This is a genomic window from Mycobacterium talmoniae, assembly GCF_001854525.1.
In the GTDB taxonomy this organism is placed as follows: Bacteria; Actinomycetota; Actinomycetes; order Mycobacteriales; family Mycobacteriaceae; genus Mycobacterium; species Mycobacterium talmoniae.
The window spans coordinates 1-18,796 of sequence record NZ_MLQM01000105.1 but is presented as its reverse complement, the minus strand read 5'-3'; the positions used below and the strand labels follow the sequence as shown (position 1 = coordinate 18,796).

The 18,796-nt window shown below is 68.9% G+C and carries 17 protein-coding genes; 5 read left to right on the top strand and 12 right to left on the bottom strand.

Annotated elements, in window-relative coordinates; all coding sequences use genetic code 11:
- Positions 1 to 17 precede the first annotated feature (17 nt).
- On the bottom strand, positions 18 to 1,016 hold the full coding sequence (locus tag BKN37_RS17680) for an Lrp/AsnC family transcriptional regulator (RefSeq protein WP_071028212.1): 999 nt from the start codon (positions 1,014 to 1,016) through the stop codon (positions 18 to 20).
- 121 nt (positions 1,017 to 1,137) lie between these two features.
- On the opposite strand from BKN37_RS17680, the gene BKN37_RS17675 reads away from it, so the two are divergent.
- From BKN37_RS17675 to BKN37_RS17665, 3 genes are read left to right on the top strand one after another with little or no spacing between them, the layout of a single operon-like run.
- Complete coding sequence (locus BKN37_RS17675) at positions 1,138 to 1,884, top strand: SDR family oxidoreductase (RefSeq protein ID WP_071028210.1); 747 nt, start codon at positions 1,138 to 1,140, stop codon at positions 1,882 to 1,884.
- 2 nt (positions 1,885 to 1,886) lie between these two features.
- The gene (locus tag BKN37_RS17670; RefSeq protein WP_071028208.1) at positions 1,887 to 2,744 is read left to right on the top strand and encodes an LLM class flavin-dependent oxidoreductase; all 858 of its coding nucleotides are present in this window, start codon (positions 1,887 to 1,889) and stop codon (positions 2,742 to 2,744) included.
- Positions 2,745 to 2,768: 24 nt separating this feature from the next.
- Entirely contained in the window at positions 2,769 to 3,578 is an 810-nt protein-coding gene (locus BKN37_RS17665; RefSeq protein WP_071028217.1) for an alpha/beta fold hydrolase, read from the top strand.
- A 76-nt stretch (positions 3,579 to 3,654) separates the two neighbouring features.
- Here BKN37_RS17665 and BKN37_RS17660 read toward each other — a convergent pair whose 3' ends face one another.
- The 10 genes from BKN37_RS17660 to BKN37_RS17615 form a co-directional block, all read right to left on the bottom strand.
- Positions 3,655 to 4,107 (bottom strand): DUF1942 domain-containing protein, encoded by a 453-nt coding sequence (locus BKN37_RS17660; protein ID WP_071028206.1) that lies wholly within the window; start codon positions 4,105 to 4,107, stop codon positions 3,655 to 3,657.
- Positions 4,108 to 4,187: 80 nt separating this feature from the next.
- Positions 4,188 to 4,868 (bottom strand): response regulator, encoded by a 681-nt coding sequence (locus BKN37_RS17655; RefSeq protein ID WP_071028204.1) that lies wholly within the window; start codon positions 4,866 to 4,868, stop codon positions 4,188 to 4,190.
- A 49-nt stretch (positions 4,869 to 4,917) separates the two neighbouring features.
- A complete protein-coding gene (locus BKN37_RS17650) occupies positions 4,918 to 7,455 on the bottom strand; it encodes a sensor histidine kinase (RefSeq protein WP_071028202.1) in 2,538 nt (845 codons plus the stop codon).
- 134 nt (positions 7,456 to 7,589) lie between these two features.
- The gene (locus BKN37_RS17645; protein WP_071028200.1) at positions 7,590 to 8,465 is read right to left on the bottom strand and encodes a potassium-transporting ATPase subunit C; all 876 of its coding nucleotides are present in this window, start codon (positions 8,463 to 8,465) and stop codon (positions 7,590 to 7,592) included.
- Between the two features lies 1 nt (position 8,466).
- Positions 8,467 to 10,680: a potassium-transporting ATPase subunit KdpB gene (kdpB, locus tag BKN37_RS17640; RefSeq protein ID WP_083341870.1), complete on the bottom strand. Its 2,214-nt coding sequence runs from the start codon at positions 10,678 to 10,680 to the stop codon at positions 8,467 to 8,469.
- Positions 10,680 to 12,329 carry a potassium-transporting ATPase subunit KdpA gene (kdpA, locus tag BKN37_RS17635; protein WP_071028216.1) on the bottom strand — a complete coding sequence of 550 codons (1,650 nt, stop codon included), beginning with the start codon at positions 12,327 to 12,329 and terminating at the stop codon, positions 10,680 to 10,682. The genes kdpB and kdpA overlap by 1 nt, the downstream gene beginning before the upstream one ends.
- Positions 12,330 to 12,349: 20 nt before the next feature.
- Positions 12,350 to 12,439, bottom strand: a complete 90-nt coding sequence (locus tag BKN37_RS17630; protein WP_071028195.1) for a K+-transporting ATPase subunit F — start codon at positions 12,437 to 12,439, stop codon at positions 12,350 to 12,352.
- Between the two features lie 217 nt (positions 12,440 to 12,656).
- Positions 12,657 to 13,865: a PPE family protein gene (locus BKN37_RS17625; RefSeq protein ID WP_071028193.1), complete on the bottom strand. Its 1,209-nt coding sequence runs from the start codon at positions 13,863 to 13,865 to the stop codon at positions 12,657 to 12,659.
- A 228-nt stretch (positions 13,866 to 14,093) separates the two neighbouring features.
- Positions 14,094 to 15,602 carry a sensor histidine kinase gene (locus tag BKN37_RS17620; RefSeq protein ID WP_071028191.1) on the bottom strand — a complete coding sequence of 503 codons (1,509 nt, stop codon included), beginning with the start codon at positions 15,600 to 15,602 and terminating at the stop codon, positions 14,094 to 14,096.
- Positions 15,599 to 16,372, bottom strand: coding sequence for a response regulator transcription factor (locus BKN37_RS17615; RefSeq protein WP_071028189.1), 774 nt, complete (start codon positions 16,370 to 16,372; stop codon positions 15,599 to 15,601). Before BKN37_RS17615 ends, BKN37_RS17620 begins: the two co-directional genes overlap by 4 nt.
- A gap of 353 nt (positions 16,373 to 16,725) precedes the next feature.
- Here BKN37_RS17615 and BKN37_RS17610 point away from each other — a divergent pair, with 353 nt between their 5' ends.
- Positions 16,726 to 17,025 carry a PE family protein gene (locus BKN37_RS17610; protein WP_071028187.1) on the top strand — a complete coding sequence of 100 codons (300 nt, stop codon included), beginning with the start codon at positions 16,726 to 16,728 and terminating at the stop codon, positions 17,023 to 17,025.
- 33 nt (positions 17,026 to 17,058) lie between these two features.
- A complete protein-coding gene (locus BKN37_RS17605; RefSeq protein ID WP_071028185.1) occupies positions 17,059 to 18,555 on the top strand; it encodes a PPE family protein, SVP subgroup in 1,497 nt (498 codons plus the stop codon).
- Here BKN37_RS17605 and BKN37_RS17600 read toward each other — a convergent pair.
- Positions 18,552 to 18,796, bottom strand: a 245-nt coding sequence (locus BKN37_RS17600) for a WXG100 family type VII secretion target (RefSeq protein ID WP_207547255.1), incomplete at its 5' end; no start/stop codon positions are given. The genes BKN37_RS17605 and BKN37_RS17600 overlap by 4 nt on opposite strands.

Genomic DNA, 18,796 nt, shown 5'->3' with positions numbered 1-18,796 from the left:
GTGCGGGTGGGCGGCGCTCAACCGCGGCGGGGGGTGACCAGACGTCCGCCGGCGACCAGCGACGCCGATTGTTTGAGCCGCTGGGCCCGAACGCTGATGTCGTAGCCGTCGACCTCGTCGATGGCCGCGAGGTTCTCGGTGAGATAGCGGTACAGGTCGTCGGCGTCGCGGCAGATGAGCACGACCATGAGGTTGTGCTGGCCGCTGACCGCCGCGACGAATGCGACCTCGTCGTGGGCGGCGATCCGTTCACCCACCCGGTGCAGGTGTCTGGGCGCGACGCTGAGCCACAGCATCGCGTTGAGCTGGAACCCGAGCCGCTCACCGAGCACGTCGACGTCATAGACCAGGGTGCCTGAGGCTTCCAGGGCTGCGACCCGCCGAGCTACCCGGGCCGCCGACCATCCGGTCCGATCGGCCAGGTGCGCCTGGGTGGCGCGGCCATCGTCGGCGAGCGCGTCCAGCAGCGGCTGGTCGTGCGCGGTGGGGGTGATGAGGGGACCGGACACCGCCTGGTTGGCCGGGTCGTCGAGGATCTGGGTGGTTTGCTCGGCGCTGAGTTTGTGACCGTAGCCGGCCCACTGCGCGGTTGCCGGCTCGCCGAACGCGTGCAGTACCAGCTCGACGCTGATGTCGAGTACCGAGGTGGTGCGGGGGAGCTGTTGCAACAGCGGGCTTTCCCGACTCTCGCGGACCGGCGCGCGGATGACACAGACCAATTCGGTCCACCCCGACAGGATGTTGGCGTGGGTGACATCGGATCGCCGCGCCAGCGCCTCGCCCAGTTGTGTGATCCGGTCGGGTTTGGCGCGGATGCGGGCCACCCACTGCGCCTCCCCGTGCACCCGCGGGTTGACCAGACCGACGACGCGCAGCACACCCTCGCGACGCAACTGCTGGTAGCGGCGGGCGACGGTTTGCTCGGATGCGCCGACGACGGTGGCGAGACGGCGAAACGACACCCGCGGCGATAGCTCCAACGCGTGGAGGATTTGCGCGTCCAAACGATCTGCCATGAGGAAAGTATGCAGTCAATGCCGTACCGATAGAGGTTTATGGCCGTTTTGCGGGTAGGCATAGGCATCTTGGGGCGATGGCTGCGACGCTGGCCGCGGGGATCGAGAGAAAGGCACTGCCATGCACTGGACGGGCAACACCATTCTGGTGACCGGCGGCGGCACCGGAATCGGCCGCGGCCTGGCCGAGTCGCTGCACCGGTTGGGGAACCAGGTCGTCGTGGCGGGGCGACGGCGCGAGCCGCTGCAAGCCATCGTCGACGCCAACCCGGGCATGGGCCAGCTGCCGCTTGATCAGGGCGATCCCGCCGATATCCGGCGATTCGTCGCCGAACTCGGTGACCGCTACCCGGGCCTGAATGTCGTGATCAACAATGCCGCCATCCTGCGCGTGGAGGACCTCACCGCCGGTGACGTCGCCGCGGCGGAGGCGGTGGTGGCGACCAATCTGCTGGGGCCGATCCGGCTGACCGCCGCGTTGCTGCCGGTGCTACTCGCCCAGCCGCACGCGGCGATCATCAACGTCACCTCCGCGCTGGCGTTCGTGCCCAAAGCGAGCACTCCCACCTACTGCGCAACCAAGGCGGCGCTGCACTCCTACACCGAGTCGCTGCGATTCCAGTTGCGCGACACCCCGGTTCAGGTGAGCGAGATCGTGCCGCCGCGGGTGCAGACCGACATCCACAACGCGCTCGCCGACGACCCCACCACGATGCCGCTGGATGCCTTTGTCGCCGAGACGATGACGCTGTTACAGGCGCAGCCGCCGGCCGCCGAGATCGTCGTGGCGCAGTCCGAACCGTGCCGGCTGGCCGCCCATGCCGACAGCTACGGCCAGCTCTACGCCGTCATCAATTCGAAGGGATAGCCATGCACATCGTTATTGGCCTGCCCAACCACATTGCCCGGGTGGGTGGTTCGCTGATCACCGAGTGGGCGCAGCGGGCCGAACAATACGGATTCGCCGGGGTCACCACCATCGACCGGGTGGTCTACCCCAGCCTCGACTCGATCGTCGCCCTCTCCGTTGCCGCCGGTGCCACCCGCGATCTCCGGCTGATCACCAACGTGCTGCTGGCACCGCTGTACCCGGCCGCACCGCTGGCCAAGCAGTTGGCGAGCCTGGCCGATATCTCCGGCAATCGGCTCACGCTGGGGCTCGGGGTGGGCCGGCGCACCGACGACTACACGGCCACCGGCGCGGACTTCCACCAGCGGGGACGGGTTTTCGACCAGACCCTGGAGTTGATGCGGCGGGCGTGGCAGGTCGACGTGGTCACCGGTGAGGTCCCGCTGTGCCCGGCGCCGGTGCAGATCCCGGTGCTGTTCGGCGGGGCGTCACCGGCCACATTGCGGCGGGTGACCACGGTGGGGGACGGCTGGGCGGCCGGCGCCGTCCGCGACTATACGAACCAGTCGTCGTTCGCCGACCGGGTGCGGGTGGCCTGGCAGCAGGCCGGCCGCACCGGTAAGCCGTGGCTGAACGCCAGCGTGAATTTCGCGTTCGGCGACGCGGCGACGGTGCACGCCGGGCAGGCGAATCTGCGCAGCTACTACGGGTTCGTGCCGGAGTACGCCGAGCTCAACGTGGCCGACATGGTCGCCTCGCCGCGCGACGCGGTGGCCACCGTGCGCGCCTACCGCGACCTCGGCTTCGACGGGCTGCTGTTTCACCCCACCGTCGCGTCGCTGCACCAGCTTGAGCGCCTCGCCGACGCCGTCCTGTAACAAACACCGATCGGAAAGATGACCATGGCTACCTTGCACACCCCCGACATCTCGCTGCACTACGAGACGTACGGTGATCCCGCCGACCCCCCGGTGCTGTTGATTTCGGGCCTGGGCGGAACCGGTAAAAGCTGGATCGGCCAGATCGACCGGTTCGCCGCCGACCACTACATCGTCGTCCCCGACCAGCGCGGCACCGGGGAATCCAGCCGCGCCGAAAACGGCTACACGACAGCGCAACTGGCCGCCGACATGGCATCCCTGGTGGCGCACCTCGATGTGGGGCCGATGCATGTGGTGGGCGCCTCGACCGGCGGCGCGATCGGGCAGTACCTCGCGTTGGACCATCCGCACACCGTGCGAAGCCTGACCATGGTGGCGTCGTTCGCGCGTTTCGACGCGTTCATGACGCGCGAGTTCGCCGTGCGGCGCCAGATGGCGGCCGAATGGGAGCGCCACGCCCTGCTGTCCGGTTATGCGCTGTTTCTGTTCTCCCCGCAATACACCCGCGAGCATCCCGACCGGGTCGCGGCGTGGATCGACCGCGCCGCCGCCCAACCCGACGGTCCGCGGGACCGTGCCATCGCGCTGCAGCGCATCGACATGATCGCGGCCCACGACACGCTGTCGCGCCTGCACGACATCGGGCAGCCGAGCCTGGTGATCTGCGGGGACCAGGACTTCTGCACGCCGCCAGGGCTTTCGGAAGAAATCGCCGCCGCGGTCCCCGGTTGTCAGTCGGTCGTCGTCGCCGACTGCGGTCACCTCGTCGAACACGAGAAACCGGACGAGTTCTACCGCACGGTGAGCGCCTTCATCGGGCGCGCGAGCTGACCCCACTCATCGAACGTGCGCCGGTGGCGGGATTTTCACGGAATTGCCGCCACCAGTGCACGGTGGGCGCGGGCCGTCAGCTCTTCCAGACGACCTTGTCGACGCCGGCGGCGTCCCGGTAGACCACGCTGTCGGGCGCTGTGCCGCCCTTGACGTCGAAGTACAGCCGCCCGCTGGACTGGCTGCCCGTCGCGATGGGTGCGTTAGGCAGGCCGTCCACCTCGTTGCCCTTCATCACCGCGTAGGTCGAGCTGTTCACGGCACGGGCGTTGAAGTCGGCGATGTTCGGGGTCGGGGAGCCCGACGTGGCTTGGGCGGTGACATCGGAGTACCAGATGCCGTCGTTGTGACCGCTGGGTTGCAAGTTTTGCACGGTGTAGCTGATGGCTCCACCCGGACTGGGAATTTCCGCGGATTGGCCAAATGGAAGCGTTTGCGGGTCCGCGAGCGCCGGTGTCGCCGCGAGGATTCCTGCCGTCGCGATTCCGGCGACGGCTGCCGTCGTCTTAGTAGCGAGCTTGGAGAGCATGACGTCAAACTCCTTCCGCGATGCTCCGGTGATCTTGAGGGTGGTACCCAAACTCGCGGATCTCAAACCTGCCCGGCGGCTCATATCTCGAAGCGGTAGCCCATCCCGGCCTCGGTCAACAGGTGCTTGGGGCGCGACGGGTCGTCCTCGAGTTTGCGGCGCAGCTGCGCCAAATACACCCGCAGGTAGTGGGTCTCCTTCGCGTAGGAGGGACCCCATACCTCCTTGAGCAGATCCTCGCGGCCGACCAGCTTGCCGCGGTTGCGGACCAGCATTTCCAGCATCCCCCATTCGGTGGGGGTCAGGTGGACTTCGGCGCCGTTCTTGACGACCTTCTTGGCGGCCAAATCGATGGTGAACGAGGAGGTTTCGATCACCGGTTGGTCGATCTCGGAGGCCGCGGCACCACGGCGCGCCGCGGCGCGCAGCCGGGCCAACAACTCGTCCATGCCGAACGGCTTGGTCACGTAATCGTCGGCGCCGGCATCCAACGCCTCCACCTTGTCCGAGGAGTCGGTGCGCGCCGAAAGCACGATCACCGGTGCGGTCAGCCAGCCCCGCAACCCGGCCAGCACCTCGATGCCGGAAATGTCGGGCAGGCCGAGATCGAGGATCACCACTTCGGGACGGTGTTCGGCGGCGGCGCGCAGCGCCCCGGCCCCGGTGGCCGCGGTGACGACCTCATAGCCGCGGGCGGACAGGTTGATCTTGAGCGCACGCAGAATGTGGGGCTCGTCGTCGATCACCAAAACCCGGGTCATCGGCGCCGCTCCTTCTCATCGCTGCGCTCTGCATCGTCGCCGGCGCGGGTCATCGGCGCCCATCCTCGTCCGGGGCGGCCAGATCGACCACCACGGTGAGCCCGCCACCGGGGGTGTCGCTGGCCTGAATGGTGCCGCCCATCGCCTCCACGAAGCCGCGGGCCACCGAAAGCCCCAGGCCGACACCGGTGGTGTTGTCGTGGTCGCCGAGCCGCTGAAACGCGTCGAACATGTGGTCGGCGGCCCCTTCCGGGATGCCGCGGCCTTCGTCGATGACGCTGATCAGCACCCGGTCACGGACCCGGCCGGCGTTGATGCGGATCACCCCGTCGGGGGCATAGCGCAGCGCATTGTCGATCAGATTCGCCAGCACCCTCTCCAGCAGCCCGGCATCGGCCAGCACCACCGCGCCGCCGACGTCGACTTTCACCCGGTCAATGCCGGACCGGAAGTACCCGGTGATGCCCTGACCGATGCTGACCAGCGCCCGCTGCACGGACTCCTCCAGGTACACCCGGCGCAGTTCCGGGTGCACCACGCCGGCGGCCAGCCGCGACGAGTCCAGCAGGTTGCCGACCAGCGCGGTGAGCTGGTCGATGGATTCCTCGATGCTGGCCAGCAACTCGGCGGTGTCCTCGGGGGAGAAGCCGACGTCCTCGGCGCGCAGGCTCGACACCGAGACCTTGGCCGCGGCCAGCGGCGTGCGCAGGTCATGGCTGACCGCCGACAGCAGGGAGCGACGCAGCTCGTCGGCCCGGGCGATCGCCTCGGCCCGGCTGGCCTCCTCGGCCAGCTCGCGCTGCCGGACCAGGCCCACCGCCTGGTTGGCGACCGCGCCCAGCACCCGGCGGTCGCGGGCGGCCAGCTTGCGGCCGGCCATCAGCATCCAGAACTCGTCGTCCCCGACTTCGATCACGGTGTCAGCGGAATCCACCGAGGCGCACGGGTCGGTGCCGACGCTGGCGATGGTGCGGCTGCCGTCCGGACCCGCGCGCAGCAAGCTCACGGTGCGTTGCGCATAGGTCTCCCGCACCCGCTCCAGCAGGGTGTCCAGGTCGGCGCCGCGCAGCACCGACCCGGCGAACAGCGTCAGCAGTTCGGCCTCCTGGGAGGCCCAGCGGGCTTCCCGGGCGCGTTTGGCGGCGCCGTCGACCAGCACCGCCACCGCGACCGCGACCAGCAGCAACACCGCCTCGGTGACCGCGGCGTCCGGTTCGGCGATGGTGAAGCTGTGCCGCGGCGCGGTCAGGTAGTAGTTCAACAACAGGCTGGACACCACCGCCGAGAGCACCGCCGGGGCAACACCGCCCAGCAGGGCGACCACCAACACCCCGACGAAGAACAGGGCACTGGCGCCGCTGGTGCCCAGGAAACGGTCCAGCGAGCTGAGCGTGACCACGCAGATCGCCGACGGCACCAGCAGCGCCGCCAGCCAGGATGCGGCGCGGCGTTCCCGCGGCCAGATCGGCGCCGCCCCGAACGCCCGCTGGGATTCCTCGTGGGTCACGATGTGGACGTCGATCTTACCGGACTGTCGCACCACCATGGCGCCAATGCCTTCGTCCACAATCCGCGCCCAGCGGGAGCGGCGGGAGGTGCCGATCACCAGCTGGGTGGCGTTGGTTTGCCGAGCGAAATCCAGTAGGGCGGTGGGGACGTCGTCACCGACCACGATGTGCAGCGACGCGCCCAGGCTGGTCGCCAGCTCCCGGACCTTGCCCATCCGGGGCGCCGAGTCGCGGGTCAGGCCGCCGCTGTCGCGCAGGACGTGCACCACCATCAGTTCGGCCGACGACTTCGTTGCGATCCGGGATGCGCGTCGCACCAACGTCTCCGACTCCGGGCCGCCGGTGACGGCGACGACAACCCGCTCGCGGGCCTCCCACGTCTCGGTGATCCGTTTGTCGGCACGGTACTTCGCCAGGGCGGCGTCGACCTGATCGGCCAACCACAACAGCGCCAGTTCCCTGAGCGCAGTGAGGTTTCCGCTGCGGAAGTAGTTGGACAGCGCCGCATCCACCTTCTCCGGGGCGTAGACGTTGCCGTGGGAGAGCCTGCGGCGCAGCGCCTCCGGATCGATATCGATCAGCTCGATCTGCGCGGCCTGTCGCACCACCGAATCGGGTACCGTCTCCTGCTGGGTGATCCCGGTGATCTGGGCGACCACATCGTTGAGGCTCTCCAGATGCTGGATGTTGACCGTGGAGATCACGGTGATCCCGGCGTCGAGTAGCTCCTCGATGTCCTGCCAACGTTTGTGGTTCGCGCTGCCCGGGGTGTTGGTGTGGGCGAGCTCGTCGACCAACACCACCTGCGGGTTGCGCGCCAATACGGCGGCGACATCGAGTTCGGGGAAGCGATGGCCCCGATAGCCGATGTAGCGCGGGGGCAGGATCTCGATACCCTCCAGCAGTTCCGCGGTCTTCTGGCGACCGTGCGTTTCGACCACCGCAGCAACCACATCGGTGCCGCGTTCCAACCGGCGGTGCGCCTCGCCGAGCATCGCGAACGTCTTGCCGACGCCGGGCGCCGCGCCCAAGTAGATGCGCAACTCCCCGCGTTTACGGCGGTGTTCGACGTCGCTCACGTGACCATCATCCCCCTGTGCCGTGCGGGTGGTGGGCTTCCCACGGCGAGCAGTGCCCCGCAAGCGGGAGGTACCCCTAACAAACGCCCCCATTTCGGGTCGAAACGAGGGGCGTTTGCGGCTGCTCGCGGGCATTAGCCAACCGCCGGATACATCCGGTCGAGGTCGAGGTTCAGCGCCACCACGTTGACCCGGGGCTCGCCGAGGAACCCCAATTGGCGGCCGCTGCGGTGCCGGTCCACCACCGCGCGGACCTGCGCGGCGGTGATGTGTCGGGCCCGGGCCACCCGGGCGACCTGGATCTCGGCGTAGGCCGGGGAGATGTCCGGGTCAAGGCCGCTGCCGCTGGCGGTGACGGCGTCGGCCGGCACCTGCGGCTGCGCGGGGGCCGCACCCCGGATCGGCACGAGCTGGCCGATCGCGTAGTTCTCGCCGGGTGTCGCACATTGCACCGGCACCCCGCGGTAGCTGGTCAGGAAGGGTCGATGACCGCTGGCGCAGGGCTCGTTGACGCTGACCACCCGGGTCGGATGCTGCACGATGCCGTGGGGGTCGCGTGGGCCGATCACCGAGAGCACCGCCCCCACCCCGGTGCCGGTGCAAAACGGCCGCGATCCGTCCACCCCCTCCAGCCGACCGATCGCGGCGCTGCGGGCGCACACCTGGGTGAGCAGGCTCGGCTGGCTGGGCGTGTCGACGATGCTTTCCGGTCCCAGGTTGCTGGCGCCGCTGGCCGTCGGGTCGTAGCCGGTCCCGGCCGCCGACGGCCGGCTCTGGAAATACCGGGGCACCGGCTGCCCGGCGGCGTCGGTGAACGACTGGCCGATCAGCTCGCTGGCGACCGGTGTGCCGTCGACCGTGACGATCGAGCCTTCCGCGCGGGAGTGCAACCCGGGCGCCTGGGCCACCAGCCAAATGAACACGGGGTAGCCGACACCGAGGATCGCGGTGAAGACCAGCAGCGCCCGCAGCGCGGCCCAGTGCTGGCGAACCAGATTGGTCAACGTCATCTCAGGCCATCCCGGGGAGCAGTTGAACCACTAGATCGATGAGCTTGATCCCGATGAACGGGGCGACGATCCCGCCCAAACCGTAGAGGTACAGGTTGCGGCTGAGCAGCTTCGACGCGCTGCTGGGGGTGTAGCGGACACCCCGCAGCGCCAACGGGATCAAGGCGGCGATGACCAATGCGTTGAAGATCACCGCCGACAGGATCGCCGACTGGGGGCTGTGCAGCCGCATGATGTTGAGCAGGTCCAGGCCGGGGAACAGCACGACGAACATCGCCGGGATGATGGCGAAGTACTTGGCGATGTCGTTGGCGATGGAAAACGTGGTCAGCGCGCCACGGGTGATGAGCAGCTGTTTACCGATCTCGACGATCTCGATGAGCTTGGTGGGGTCGGAGTCCAAATCCACCATGTTGCCGGCCTCTTTGGCCGCGGTGGTCCCGGTGTTCATCGCCACGCCGACGTCGGCCTGGGCCAGCGCGGGGGCATCATTGGTGCCGTCGCCGGTCATGGCGACCAGCCGCCCGCCCTCCTGCTCACGCCTGATCAGCATCAGTTTGTCCTCGGGGGTGGCCTCGGCGAGGAAGTCGTCGACGCTGGCCTCGTCGGCGATCGCCTTGGCGGTCAACGGGTTGTCCCCGGTGATCATCACGGTGCGGATGCCCATCCGGCGCATCGCATCAAACCGCTCGCGCATGCCCTGCTTCACCACGTCCTTGAGGTGGATGACGCCGAGCACCCGCGCGTGGGCGCCGTCGTCGGTGGCTTCACCCACCACCAGCGGGGTGCCGCCGGCGGCGCCGATGCCGTCGACGATCTGGCCGAGTTCTGCGGGAATGCGCCCGCCCTGGCAGCGCACCCAGTCGGCCACGGCGCTGGCCGCGCCCTTGCGCAACTGGTGCCCGTCGACGTCGACTCCGGACATGCGGGTGACCGCGGTGAATCCGACCCACGTCGCGTTGACCAGCTCACCCGGGGTCCGGGCCCGCAACCCGTAAGCCTCCTTGGCGTAGACGACCACCGAACGGCCCTCGGGGGTTTCGTCGGCGAGGCTGGACAGCTGAGCGGCGTCGGCCAGCGCCTCGGCGCTGACCCCGGCGACCGGGATGAACGCCGACGCCTGGCGGTTGCCCAGCGTGATGGTTCCGGTCTTGTCCAGCAGCAAGGTGTTGACATCGCCGGCGGCCTCGACCGCGCGCCCGGACATGGCCAGCACATTGCGCTGCACCAACCGGTCCATGCCGGCGATCCCGATGGCCGACAGCAGTGCGCCGATGGTGGTGGGGATCAGGCAGACCAGCAGCGCCACCAACACGATGCCCGCGATACCGTTGCCGCCCAGGGCCACGCTGTCCGGCACACCGGGGGTGTTGGCCTTGGAGTAGATCGCCAGCGGCTGCAGCGTGGCCACCGCAACCACGAAGATGATGGTCAACGCCGCCAGCAGAATGTTCAGTGCGATTTCGTTGGGGGTCTTCTGCCGGTTGGCGCCCTCGACCAGCGCGATCATCCGGTCGACGAAGCTGTGCCCGGGTTGTTGGGTGATCCGGACCACGATCCGGTCGGACAGCACGATGGTTCCGCCGGTGACCGCCGAGCGGTCGCCGCCGGATTCGCGGACCACCGGGGCGGATTCACCGGTGATGGCCGATTCATCCACCGACGCAATGCCTTCCACCACGTCGCCGTCGCCGGGGATGATTTGGCCGGCTTCCACGACGACGATGTCGCCGCGGGCCAGCAGCGGTGCGGCGACCTGTTCTTCGGTACCGGCCCGGCCTGGCGCCCATCCGCGCAGTCGGCGCGCAACGGTGTCGGCCTTGGACTTGCGCAGCGTGTCGGCCTGCGCCTTGCCGCGTCCTTCGGCGACGGCCTCGGCCAGGTTGGCGATCAGCACCGTCAGCCACAGCCAGAACACCACCAGCGCGCCGAACCAGCTCGGTTGGCTGACGGCCAGCACGGTTGACCATACGGCGCCGATCTCGACGATAAACATCACCGGGTTGCGCCACAGGGTGCGCGGGTCGAGCTTGCGCAGCGCTGCGGGCAGCGACGTCAGCAGCATCCTGGGGTCCAGCAGCCCGCCCTGCACCCGGGTGTGGGCGGTGCCCGGATCGCCGAGCAGACGCAAAAACCTCAACCTGGGCGCGGTGTCGGGGGCCGTTGTTGGGGGTACCTCCCGCTTGCGGGGGACTGCTCGTGGTGACGTCAGCATCAGTGGATTCCTTCGGCGAGCGGCCCGAGCGCCAGTGCGGGCAGGAAGGTCAGCGCAACCAGAATGACCGTCACCCCGACGACCAGGCCGACGAACTGCGGTCTGTGGGTGGGCAGGGTGCCTACGGACTGCGGCGCGCTGCCCTGACGGGCCAGCGATCCGGCCAGGGCGAGCACCAGGATCATCGGCACAAACCTGCCGATCAGCATCGCCAGGCCGAGTGCGGTGTTGTACCACCCGGTGTCGGCACCCAGCCCCGCGAAGGCCGAGCCGTTGTTGTTCGCCGCGGAGGTGAACGCGTACAACACCTCCGACAGGCCATGCGGTCCGGTGTTGGCCATCGCCGCGCGCGGGCCGGGCAAGGCGATCGAAGCCGCCGTGCCGATCAGCACCACCAGCGGGGTGACGAGGAAATAGCTTGCCGCCAGCTTGATCTCGCGCGGGGTGATCTTCTTGCCGAGGTATTCGGGGGTGCGGCCGACCATCAGCCCGGCGACGAACACCGTGATCACGGCGAGGATCAGCATGCCGTACAAGCCCGAACCCACACCACCCGGAGCGACCTCGCCGAGCTGCATGTTGAACATCGTCATCAGGCCGCCCAGGCTGGTGTAGGAATCGTGGACCGAGTCGACCGCCCCGGTGGACGTCAGCGTGGTCGCGTCGGCGAAGACCGCCGAGTCGGCGACGCCGAGACGCTGTTCGACACCTTCGGTGGCCGCGCCCGCGGCGGTGGGCACGGTGCCGTGGTGCTGCAGCTGCGACACACTGATCAAGCTGACGCTCGCGATGGCGATGACGGCCATGATCGCCGCAATCGCGGTGCCCTGTTTGGTGTTTCCCACCATGCGACCGAAGGTGCGCGGTAGCGAGAAGGCGATGACCAGGATCAGGAAGGACTCGACCCAGTTGGTCCACGCGGTCGGGTTCTCAAACGGGTGCGCCGAGTTGGCGTTGTAGAAGCCACCGCCGTTGGTGCCCAGCAGTTTGATGACCTCTTGGCTGGCCACCGGGCCGCCGGGAATCGGCTGCGGCGCACCACCGAACGTGGTCACCACCTGGTCGTACAGATGGAAGTTCTGGATCACCCCGCCGGCGACCAGCACAAGCGCGCCGAGGACCGCGATCGGCAGCAGGATGCGCAGCGTGCCGCGGACCAGGTCGACCCAGAAGTTGCCCAGTTCGCCGGTGCGCCGGCGGGCAAACCCGCGCACGAGCGCCACCGCCACCGCCATCCCCACCGCGGCGGAGACGAAGTTCTGCACTGCTAACCCAGCCATCTGCACCAGGTGGCCCTGGGTCGATTCACCTCCGTAGGCCTGCCAGTTGGTGTTGGTGACGAAGCTGACCGCGGTGTTCCACGCCAACGCCGGGGTCATCGGGGTCGCGGGATCGGGAAGGTGCAGCGGCAGCTTGCCCTGTACGAGTTGCAGCGCGAACAGCAGGACCACGCTGACCGCGGAGAACGCCAGCACGCTGCGCGCGTAGGTAGCCCAGGTCTGCTCCGCCGACGGGTTGGCGCCGATCAGGCGGTAGAGGAACCGCTCGGTGCGGGAGTGCTTGTCGGAGCTGTAAACCCGGTACATGTAATCGCCCAACGGTCGATGCACCAGTGCCAGCGCGACCACCAGGGACCCGACGAACAACATGCCGGTGGCTGCGTTACTCACTAAAACCGCTCCGGAAACAGCAGGGCCGCGGCCAACAGCGCGATCACGAAGATGGCCAGGGCCAGACCGACGGCGTTGGTGACGTTCACAGGTTGTCGATCACTCGCACCATGGCGCCCAGCAAGCCGAACACCAGCACCGTCAACAGGAAGTAGACGAGCATGGATAACTCCTCTCAAGGCACGGCTCATCGAGGGCTCAACCTGCACCGACGATAAGCCGCGGGGACCGCCAGATCGCACGGTCTTAACGGTTTCAATACGTTGAGCTCCAGTACTTTTACGACTCCCTACCGCGGTCCGGTCGTTACCCCGCCGCCGGTGGGTGCGCCATCACGGTGGGGCGGAACCCGTACCGGGGGCCCAGGTCGCCGACGCTGCGCCCGGCCGCGGCGCCCAGCGGCATCCCGGCGGGCACTGCGGCCAGCCCGCTCTCCGACGCGGCGCCCATCCCGGCGTTGGTCAGCGCGGCGGTGCTCGACCCCATCGCCGTGGTGGGCAGCGCCCAGCTCGGCGGCACCGACAACGCGCCGATCGACCCGGCGCGGCCCACCCCCGCCGATACCCCGGAAAGGCCGGACAGGCCGGTCGACCCGGCCGACCCGAACGCACCCGCGCCGGAGCCGAGCCCGGTGCTCAGCGCCGACCCCAGCGCGGCGGGCGCGGCACCGCTGCTGCCGTTGCCGGCCAGCGCGCTGCCGAAGTTGCTCAAGAACCCCACCGCGGTCGACAGGGTGCTGGTCCCATTCCAGAAGCCGGAGTTGACCATCCCGTTGATGTTGTCGGTGAGACTGCTGGAGCCGAAGAGGTTCTGCAGGATCCCCGACAGCCCCGACTGGGAGGACGACGACGATGTCGCCGGCGACGCCAGGCTCTGCAGCGCGTTGGGCAGCGCGGCGGTCAGCTGGGACAGCGTCGACTGCGCGTTGGAGCCGGCAGCGGTGCCACTAGCTTGCGCGACCGCGGCGCCCTGGCCCGCCACCCCGGCCGGGTTGGTGTTCTGCTGCGGCGAGGTGAACGGCGTCACATTGGTGGCCGCCGCCGAGCCGGCGGCGTAGCCGTACATGGCGGCGGCGTCTTGGGCCCACATCTCCATGTAGTGGGCCTCGGTGGCCGCGATCGCCGGCGTGTTTTGGCCCAGGATGTTCGTCGCCACCAGCGTGGCCAGCAGCGCCCGGTTGGCCGCGATCACCGGCGGCGGCACCGTGGCGGCGAACGCGGCCTCGAACGCGGCCGCGGCGGTGCCGGCCTGGCTCGCGGCCTGCTCGGCCTGTGCGGCAGTGGCATTCAGCCACCCCACATACGGGGTGGCGGCGGCGGCCATCGACGCCGAGGCCGGTCCGCGCCAATCCTCGCTGGCCAGGCCCGAAATCACCGACTCGTAGGAGGCGGCCGTCGTGCTCAACTCGGCGGCCAGCTGGCTCCACGCCGTCGCTGCCGCGAGCATCGGTGCCGACCCAGGCCCCGAATACATTCTGCCGGAGTTGATTTCCGGGGGTAATGCTCCGAAATCCATGGCTCCAGCGTCGCCCCGCCCGAAACCGGTTACCAGCTCCTTTACGACTACCTAACGGTCCCGTTCGGTTTCTTAACGCGTTCATGCCACGTCGAGCTCAGATCCGGGGGAGCACAGTGGCTTTCGTCACACCGGTAAGCCGGTGAGCAGACGCAGAATCGCACTGCACGGGCCGGAATCGTGCGATTCTGCGTCTGCTCGCCGGGTCGGGGTTCCCCGGGGTCAATTTCACGGGGGGTCGATCAGCGGCAGCCGCACCCGGAACACGGTGCGGCCGTCGGCGGATTCGGCGGTGACGGTGCCGTGGTGCGCCTTGACGATCGACGCGACGATGGCCAGCCCCAACCCGGTGCTGCCCAGCTCCCCGGAGCGGGCCTTGTCGGCCCGCACGAACCGCTCGAACAGGTGCGGCAGCAGCTGGGCGTCGATATCGGGGCCGGTGTCGATCACCGTCAACTCGGCGGACGGGCCGCCGACGTCCCCACGGTGCGCGGTGATGCCGGTGGTGACGGTCACCCCGGGCGGGGTGTGCACCCAGGCGTTCTTGAGCAGATTGCTGATCAGCTGGTGCAACCGCGCCCGGTCGCCGCGGACCCACACCGCTTCGTCGGGCAGGTCCTTGACCCACTGATGGGTCGGCGCCGACGCGGCCGCGTCATTGACCGCGTGGATGACCAAGTCGACCAGGTCGACCTCTTCGAGGTGCAGGTCCTGACCTTCGCCGAGGCGAGACAACAGCAGCAGCTCCTCGACCAGCGAGGCCATCCGTTGCGCTTCCGACTCGATGCGGGCCAACGCGTATTCGGTGGTGGGTGGCAGATCCGAGCTGTCCTGGCGGGTCAGTTCGGCGTAGCCCTGGATTGCGGCCAGCGGGGTGCGCAACTCATGGCTGGCGTCGGTGATGAATTGGCGCATCCGCTTGTCGGCCTCGGCGCGATAGGCCAGCGCGCCATCGACGTTGTCCAGCAACCGGTTCAAGGTGTGCGCGACGATCCCGACCTCGTTATCCGGATCGATGTCGTCTTGCCGGACGCGGGCGGTGATCCGCTCGTCGCCGCCGATCAGCGGCATGCTGGCCACCGTGGCCGCGGTCGCCGCGACCCGGCGCAGCGGACGCAGCGCATACCCCACCACCCACACCGTCAGGACCGCGGTCACCACCAGCGCACCCACCAAAAACGCGGTGGCCGTGATGATCCTGTTGGTGATGGTGCGGTTGGCCAGGCTCAGGGAGACCCCCACCACCAGCCGATCGCCGCCGTCGACGCCGCGGCTGTCCACCCGGTACGGCCCGAGGCTGGCCAGGTTGATATTGCGGGCCGGCCCGTTGTGCCAGGTCTCCGCCGCGATCGCGGCCACCACGTCCTCCGGCGCCGGCCGCGGCTCGTCTTCGGAAAAGAAGACCGCCGTGCCGATCACCTGGCCGTCATGCAGCACCGCGATCACGTTTCCGGGCTCCTGCTCGGTGAAGCCCAACAACGCCTGCTCGATGCTGGGCTTGGCGGGATGCCCCGGTGCCGCCTGGCTGCTGCGGTACCGGGTGTAGGAATGGTTGAGCGCGTTCAGCGATTCGGACACGTCGGCGTCGTTCATCGCGGTGACATAGGTCCGCAAGCTCAGCACCGACACCAGGCCGACGGCCACCAACACCACGGTCACCACCGCCGACACCCCCAACACCAGCTGGCGGCGCACCGAGCGCGGCCACCACCAGCGGGTGGTTCGGCTCGGCGTCATCCCGACGGTCGCAGCATGTAGCCGACGCCACGCACCGTGTGGATCATCGGTTCCCGGCCGGCGTCAATCTTCTTGCGCAGGTAGGAAATGTACAGATCGACGATGCTGGTGCGGCCCGCGAAGTCGTAGTTCCACACCCGATCCAGGATCTCGGTCCGGGTCAGGGCCCGCTGCGGGTTGCGCATCAGGAAGCGCAGCAACTCGAACTCGGTGGCGGTCAGCGACAGCGGCTCGCCGGCGCGGGTCACCGCGCGGCTGGCGCCGTCCAAGGTGAGGTCTCCCACATTGAGCACCTCGTCGGCCGGCGGGGCCATGTGGCTGGAGCGGCGCAGCAAACCGCGCAGCCGGGCGACCAGTTCCTCCAGGCTGAACGGCTTGGTCATATAGTCGTCGGCGCCCGCGGTCAGCCCGGTGACCCGATCCGTGACCGAGTCGCGCGCGGTCAGAAACAGGATCGGGGTGTAGGTGTCCGATTCGCGGACCCGCTGCAAGATGTGCAGGCCGTCCACATCGGGCAGCATGATGTCGAGCACCAGCACATCCGGGCCGATGGTTTCGAACTTGATCACGGCCTCCCGGCCGTTATGGGCAACGTCGACGGTCCAGCCTTCATAGTGCAGTGCCATCGTGACCAGGTTGGTCAACGCCGGCTCGTCGTCGACCAGCAACACTCGGATCGGTGACCCGTCGGGCCGGTTGATCTTGGGAAGTTGTCCCAAGATCGCCTTGCGGGGGCGCCGGTCACGCGCGTCATCCGACATTGCCGTCATGTCCTGACATTGTCCTAGACGCACATGGGACTGTCACACGATTCATAGGGTTCTCAAATGTCTTTGCTGTGACCGGCGCCACTCAAAGCCGGCGCAGATATGCATTCTCTATGAATCCCGCGTGCTGGCTTGCTTCGAATCCGGCGCGAAAAATACTGTGGGACACAACCGTTGGTTCAACGAGGCTCGCCAGATAACAAAGGTGCGTCTTTAAACGCCTGCGTGCGAACAACTTCACGCGCGTCATGCCCAGGGTGGTGGACCCCCACAGGATCGGCCGCAGCGCCCGGAGCCGCGCGGAGGCCGACGAAGGTGGCGGCGTTTGCTGCCAGGGACGAAGTGAGGAGAAGCCGATGTCTTTCGTGACCACGCAACCGGAAATTCTGACGGCGGCGAGCGGTGACCTGCAGGCCATCGGCGCGGCGCTGAGCGCCCAGAACGCGGCCGCGGCGCCGGCAACGACCGGGGTGCTGCCGCCGGCGGCCGATGCGGTGTCGGCGCTGACCGCGGTCCAGTTCAACACCCATGCTGCGCTGTACCAGACCGTGAGCAGCCAGGCGGCCGCCATTCACCAGATGTTTGTGGAGACCCTGCGCGGCAGCGCCGGGTCTTATGCGGCCACCGAGGCCGCCAACGCGGCCGCCGCCAGCTAACCAGCCCCTGCGGTATTTGGAGAGCGTCGGGCAATGGATTTCGCACTGCTACCACCGGAGATCAACTCGGCACGGATGTACGCCGGGCCCGGGTCGGGCCCGATTCTGGCGGCCGCGGCGGCCTGGGACGGGCTGGCCGCCGAACTGGGCGCCGCCGCGGCCTCTTACCAGTCGGTGGTCTCGAGCCTGACCGGCCAATGGCTGGGCCCGTCGTCGATGGCCATGAGCACCGCGGCCGCACCCTATGTGGCCTGGATGAACGCCACCGCCGCGCAGGCCGAGCAAGCCGCCAGCCAGGCCAAGGCGGCGGCGACGGCCTATGAGACCGCGTTCGCGATGACGGTGCCCCCGCCGGTGATCGCCGCCAACCGTGCCCAACTGATGACGCTGATCGCGACCAACTTCCTGGGCCAAAACACCGCGGCGATTGCGGCCACCGAAGCCCAATACGGTGAAATGTGGGCGCAGGACACCGCCGCCATGTACGGCTACGCGGGCGGCGCGGCCGCGGCCACCGCGTTGACGCCGTTCACCCCGCCGAAGCAAAACACCAACCCGGGCGGGCTCGGCGCCCAAGGCGCTGCGGTCATGCAGGCCGCCGGCAGCCGGGCCCAGACCAGTGCGTCCCAACTCAGCGCCGCGGTGACGCAAACCCTGCAGGGCTTCTCCCAGCCGTTGCAGGCGTCGGCGGCCGGGCTGGGGCAGGTCGCCGGCACCGGGGCGGCCGGGACCGGCTCCGGACTGGCCCCCGCCGGTGCATTGTCGGCACTGGCCAGTGTGCCCGGGCACGCCGTCAAGCACGCCGCGACCAGCACGGGCGCCGGGCTGGGCGCGCTGGGTGGGGGAACCGGTACCGCCTCCGGCGCCGACATCTTGGGTCTGGAAATGGACACCGCGGGCCTCGGTATGGACGCATTCGCCATGGGCGGCTTGGACGGCGGCGGCGTTGGGCTGGACCTGATCGGCGTCGGCTTGGACTTCCTGGGCGCCGACGAGCTGACCGAGGCGGGCGGTCTCGGGCCCCTGGGCACACTGGGTGGCTTGGGCGGTCTGGGCGGCCTGGCGCCGTTGGGTGGCCTCGGCAGCGTGGGGGCTGCCAGCGCCGTCACCGCGTCGGCGAACATGGGTCAGGCCGCCTCGCTGGGCGCGTTGTCGGTGCCGCAGGCCTGGACCGCGGCCGCGCCCCCGGCGCTGCGGCAGGTGGCGCTGGCGTCGGCGGAATCCGGCACCGCGGCCGCACCGGCGATGATGGCCGGCGCCGGACCGGCGGTGGCGGCGGGCGGGGCGGAAATGCCCTACGCCGAAATGGCTTTGGCGAGTGCGGCCGGGCGGGCCCTGGCCGGCACCACCGGCCGGGGGCGCCGGGACCGGTCGGCCCCGACGACCCGCGGCCAGCAGACAGCTCCGACCGGCCCAATCACCAGCATCTCCGCCGAACTGCGGGAACTGGCCGACCTCCGCGATGCGGGCATCCTCACCGAGGAGGAATTCGCCCAGCAGAAAAAGCGGCTGCTGGGCGACTTAGGTTAGGCCCAGCTGGCGCTGACGGCGCCGTCGGTGGAGGCCATGTTGCCGCCGGCGGTTTGGACTTTGGTGCCGTGGGTGGCGGCTTGTTCGTAGATGACCTGGAAGTTGCGGCCCAGTTGGGTGATGAACTCCTGGCAGGCCACCGACCCGGAGCCGCCCCAGAAGTCCCCGGCGGCGAGCACGTCGGCGATGATGGCCTGGTGCTCGGCCTCCAGGGAGGCGGCTTGGGCCTTGATCAGCGCGC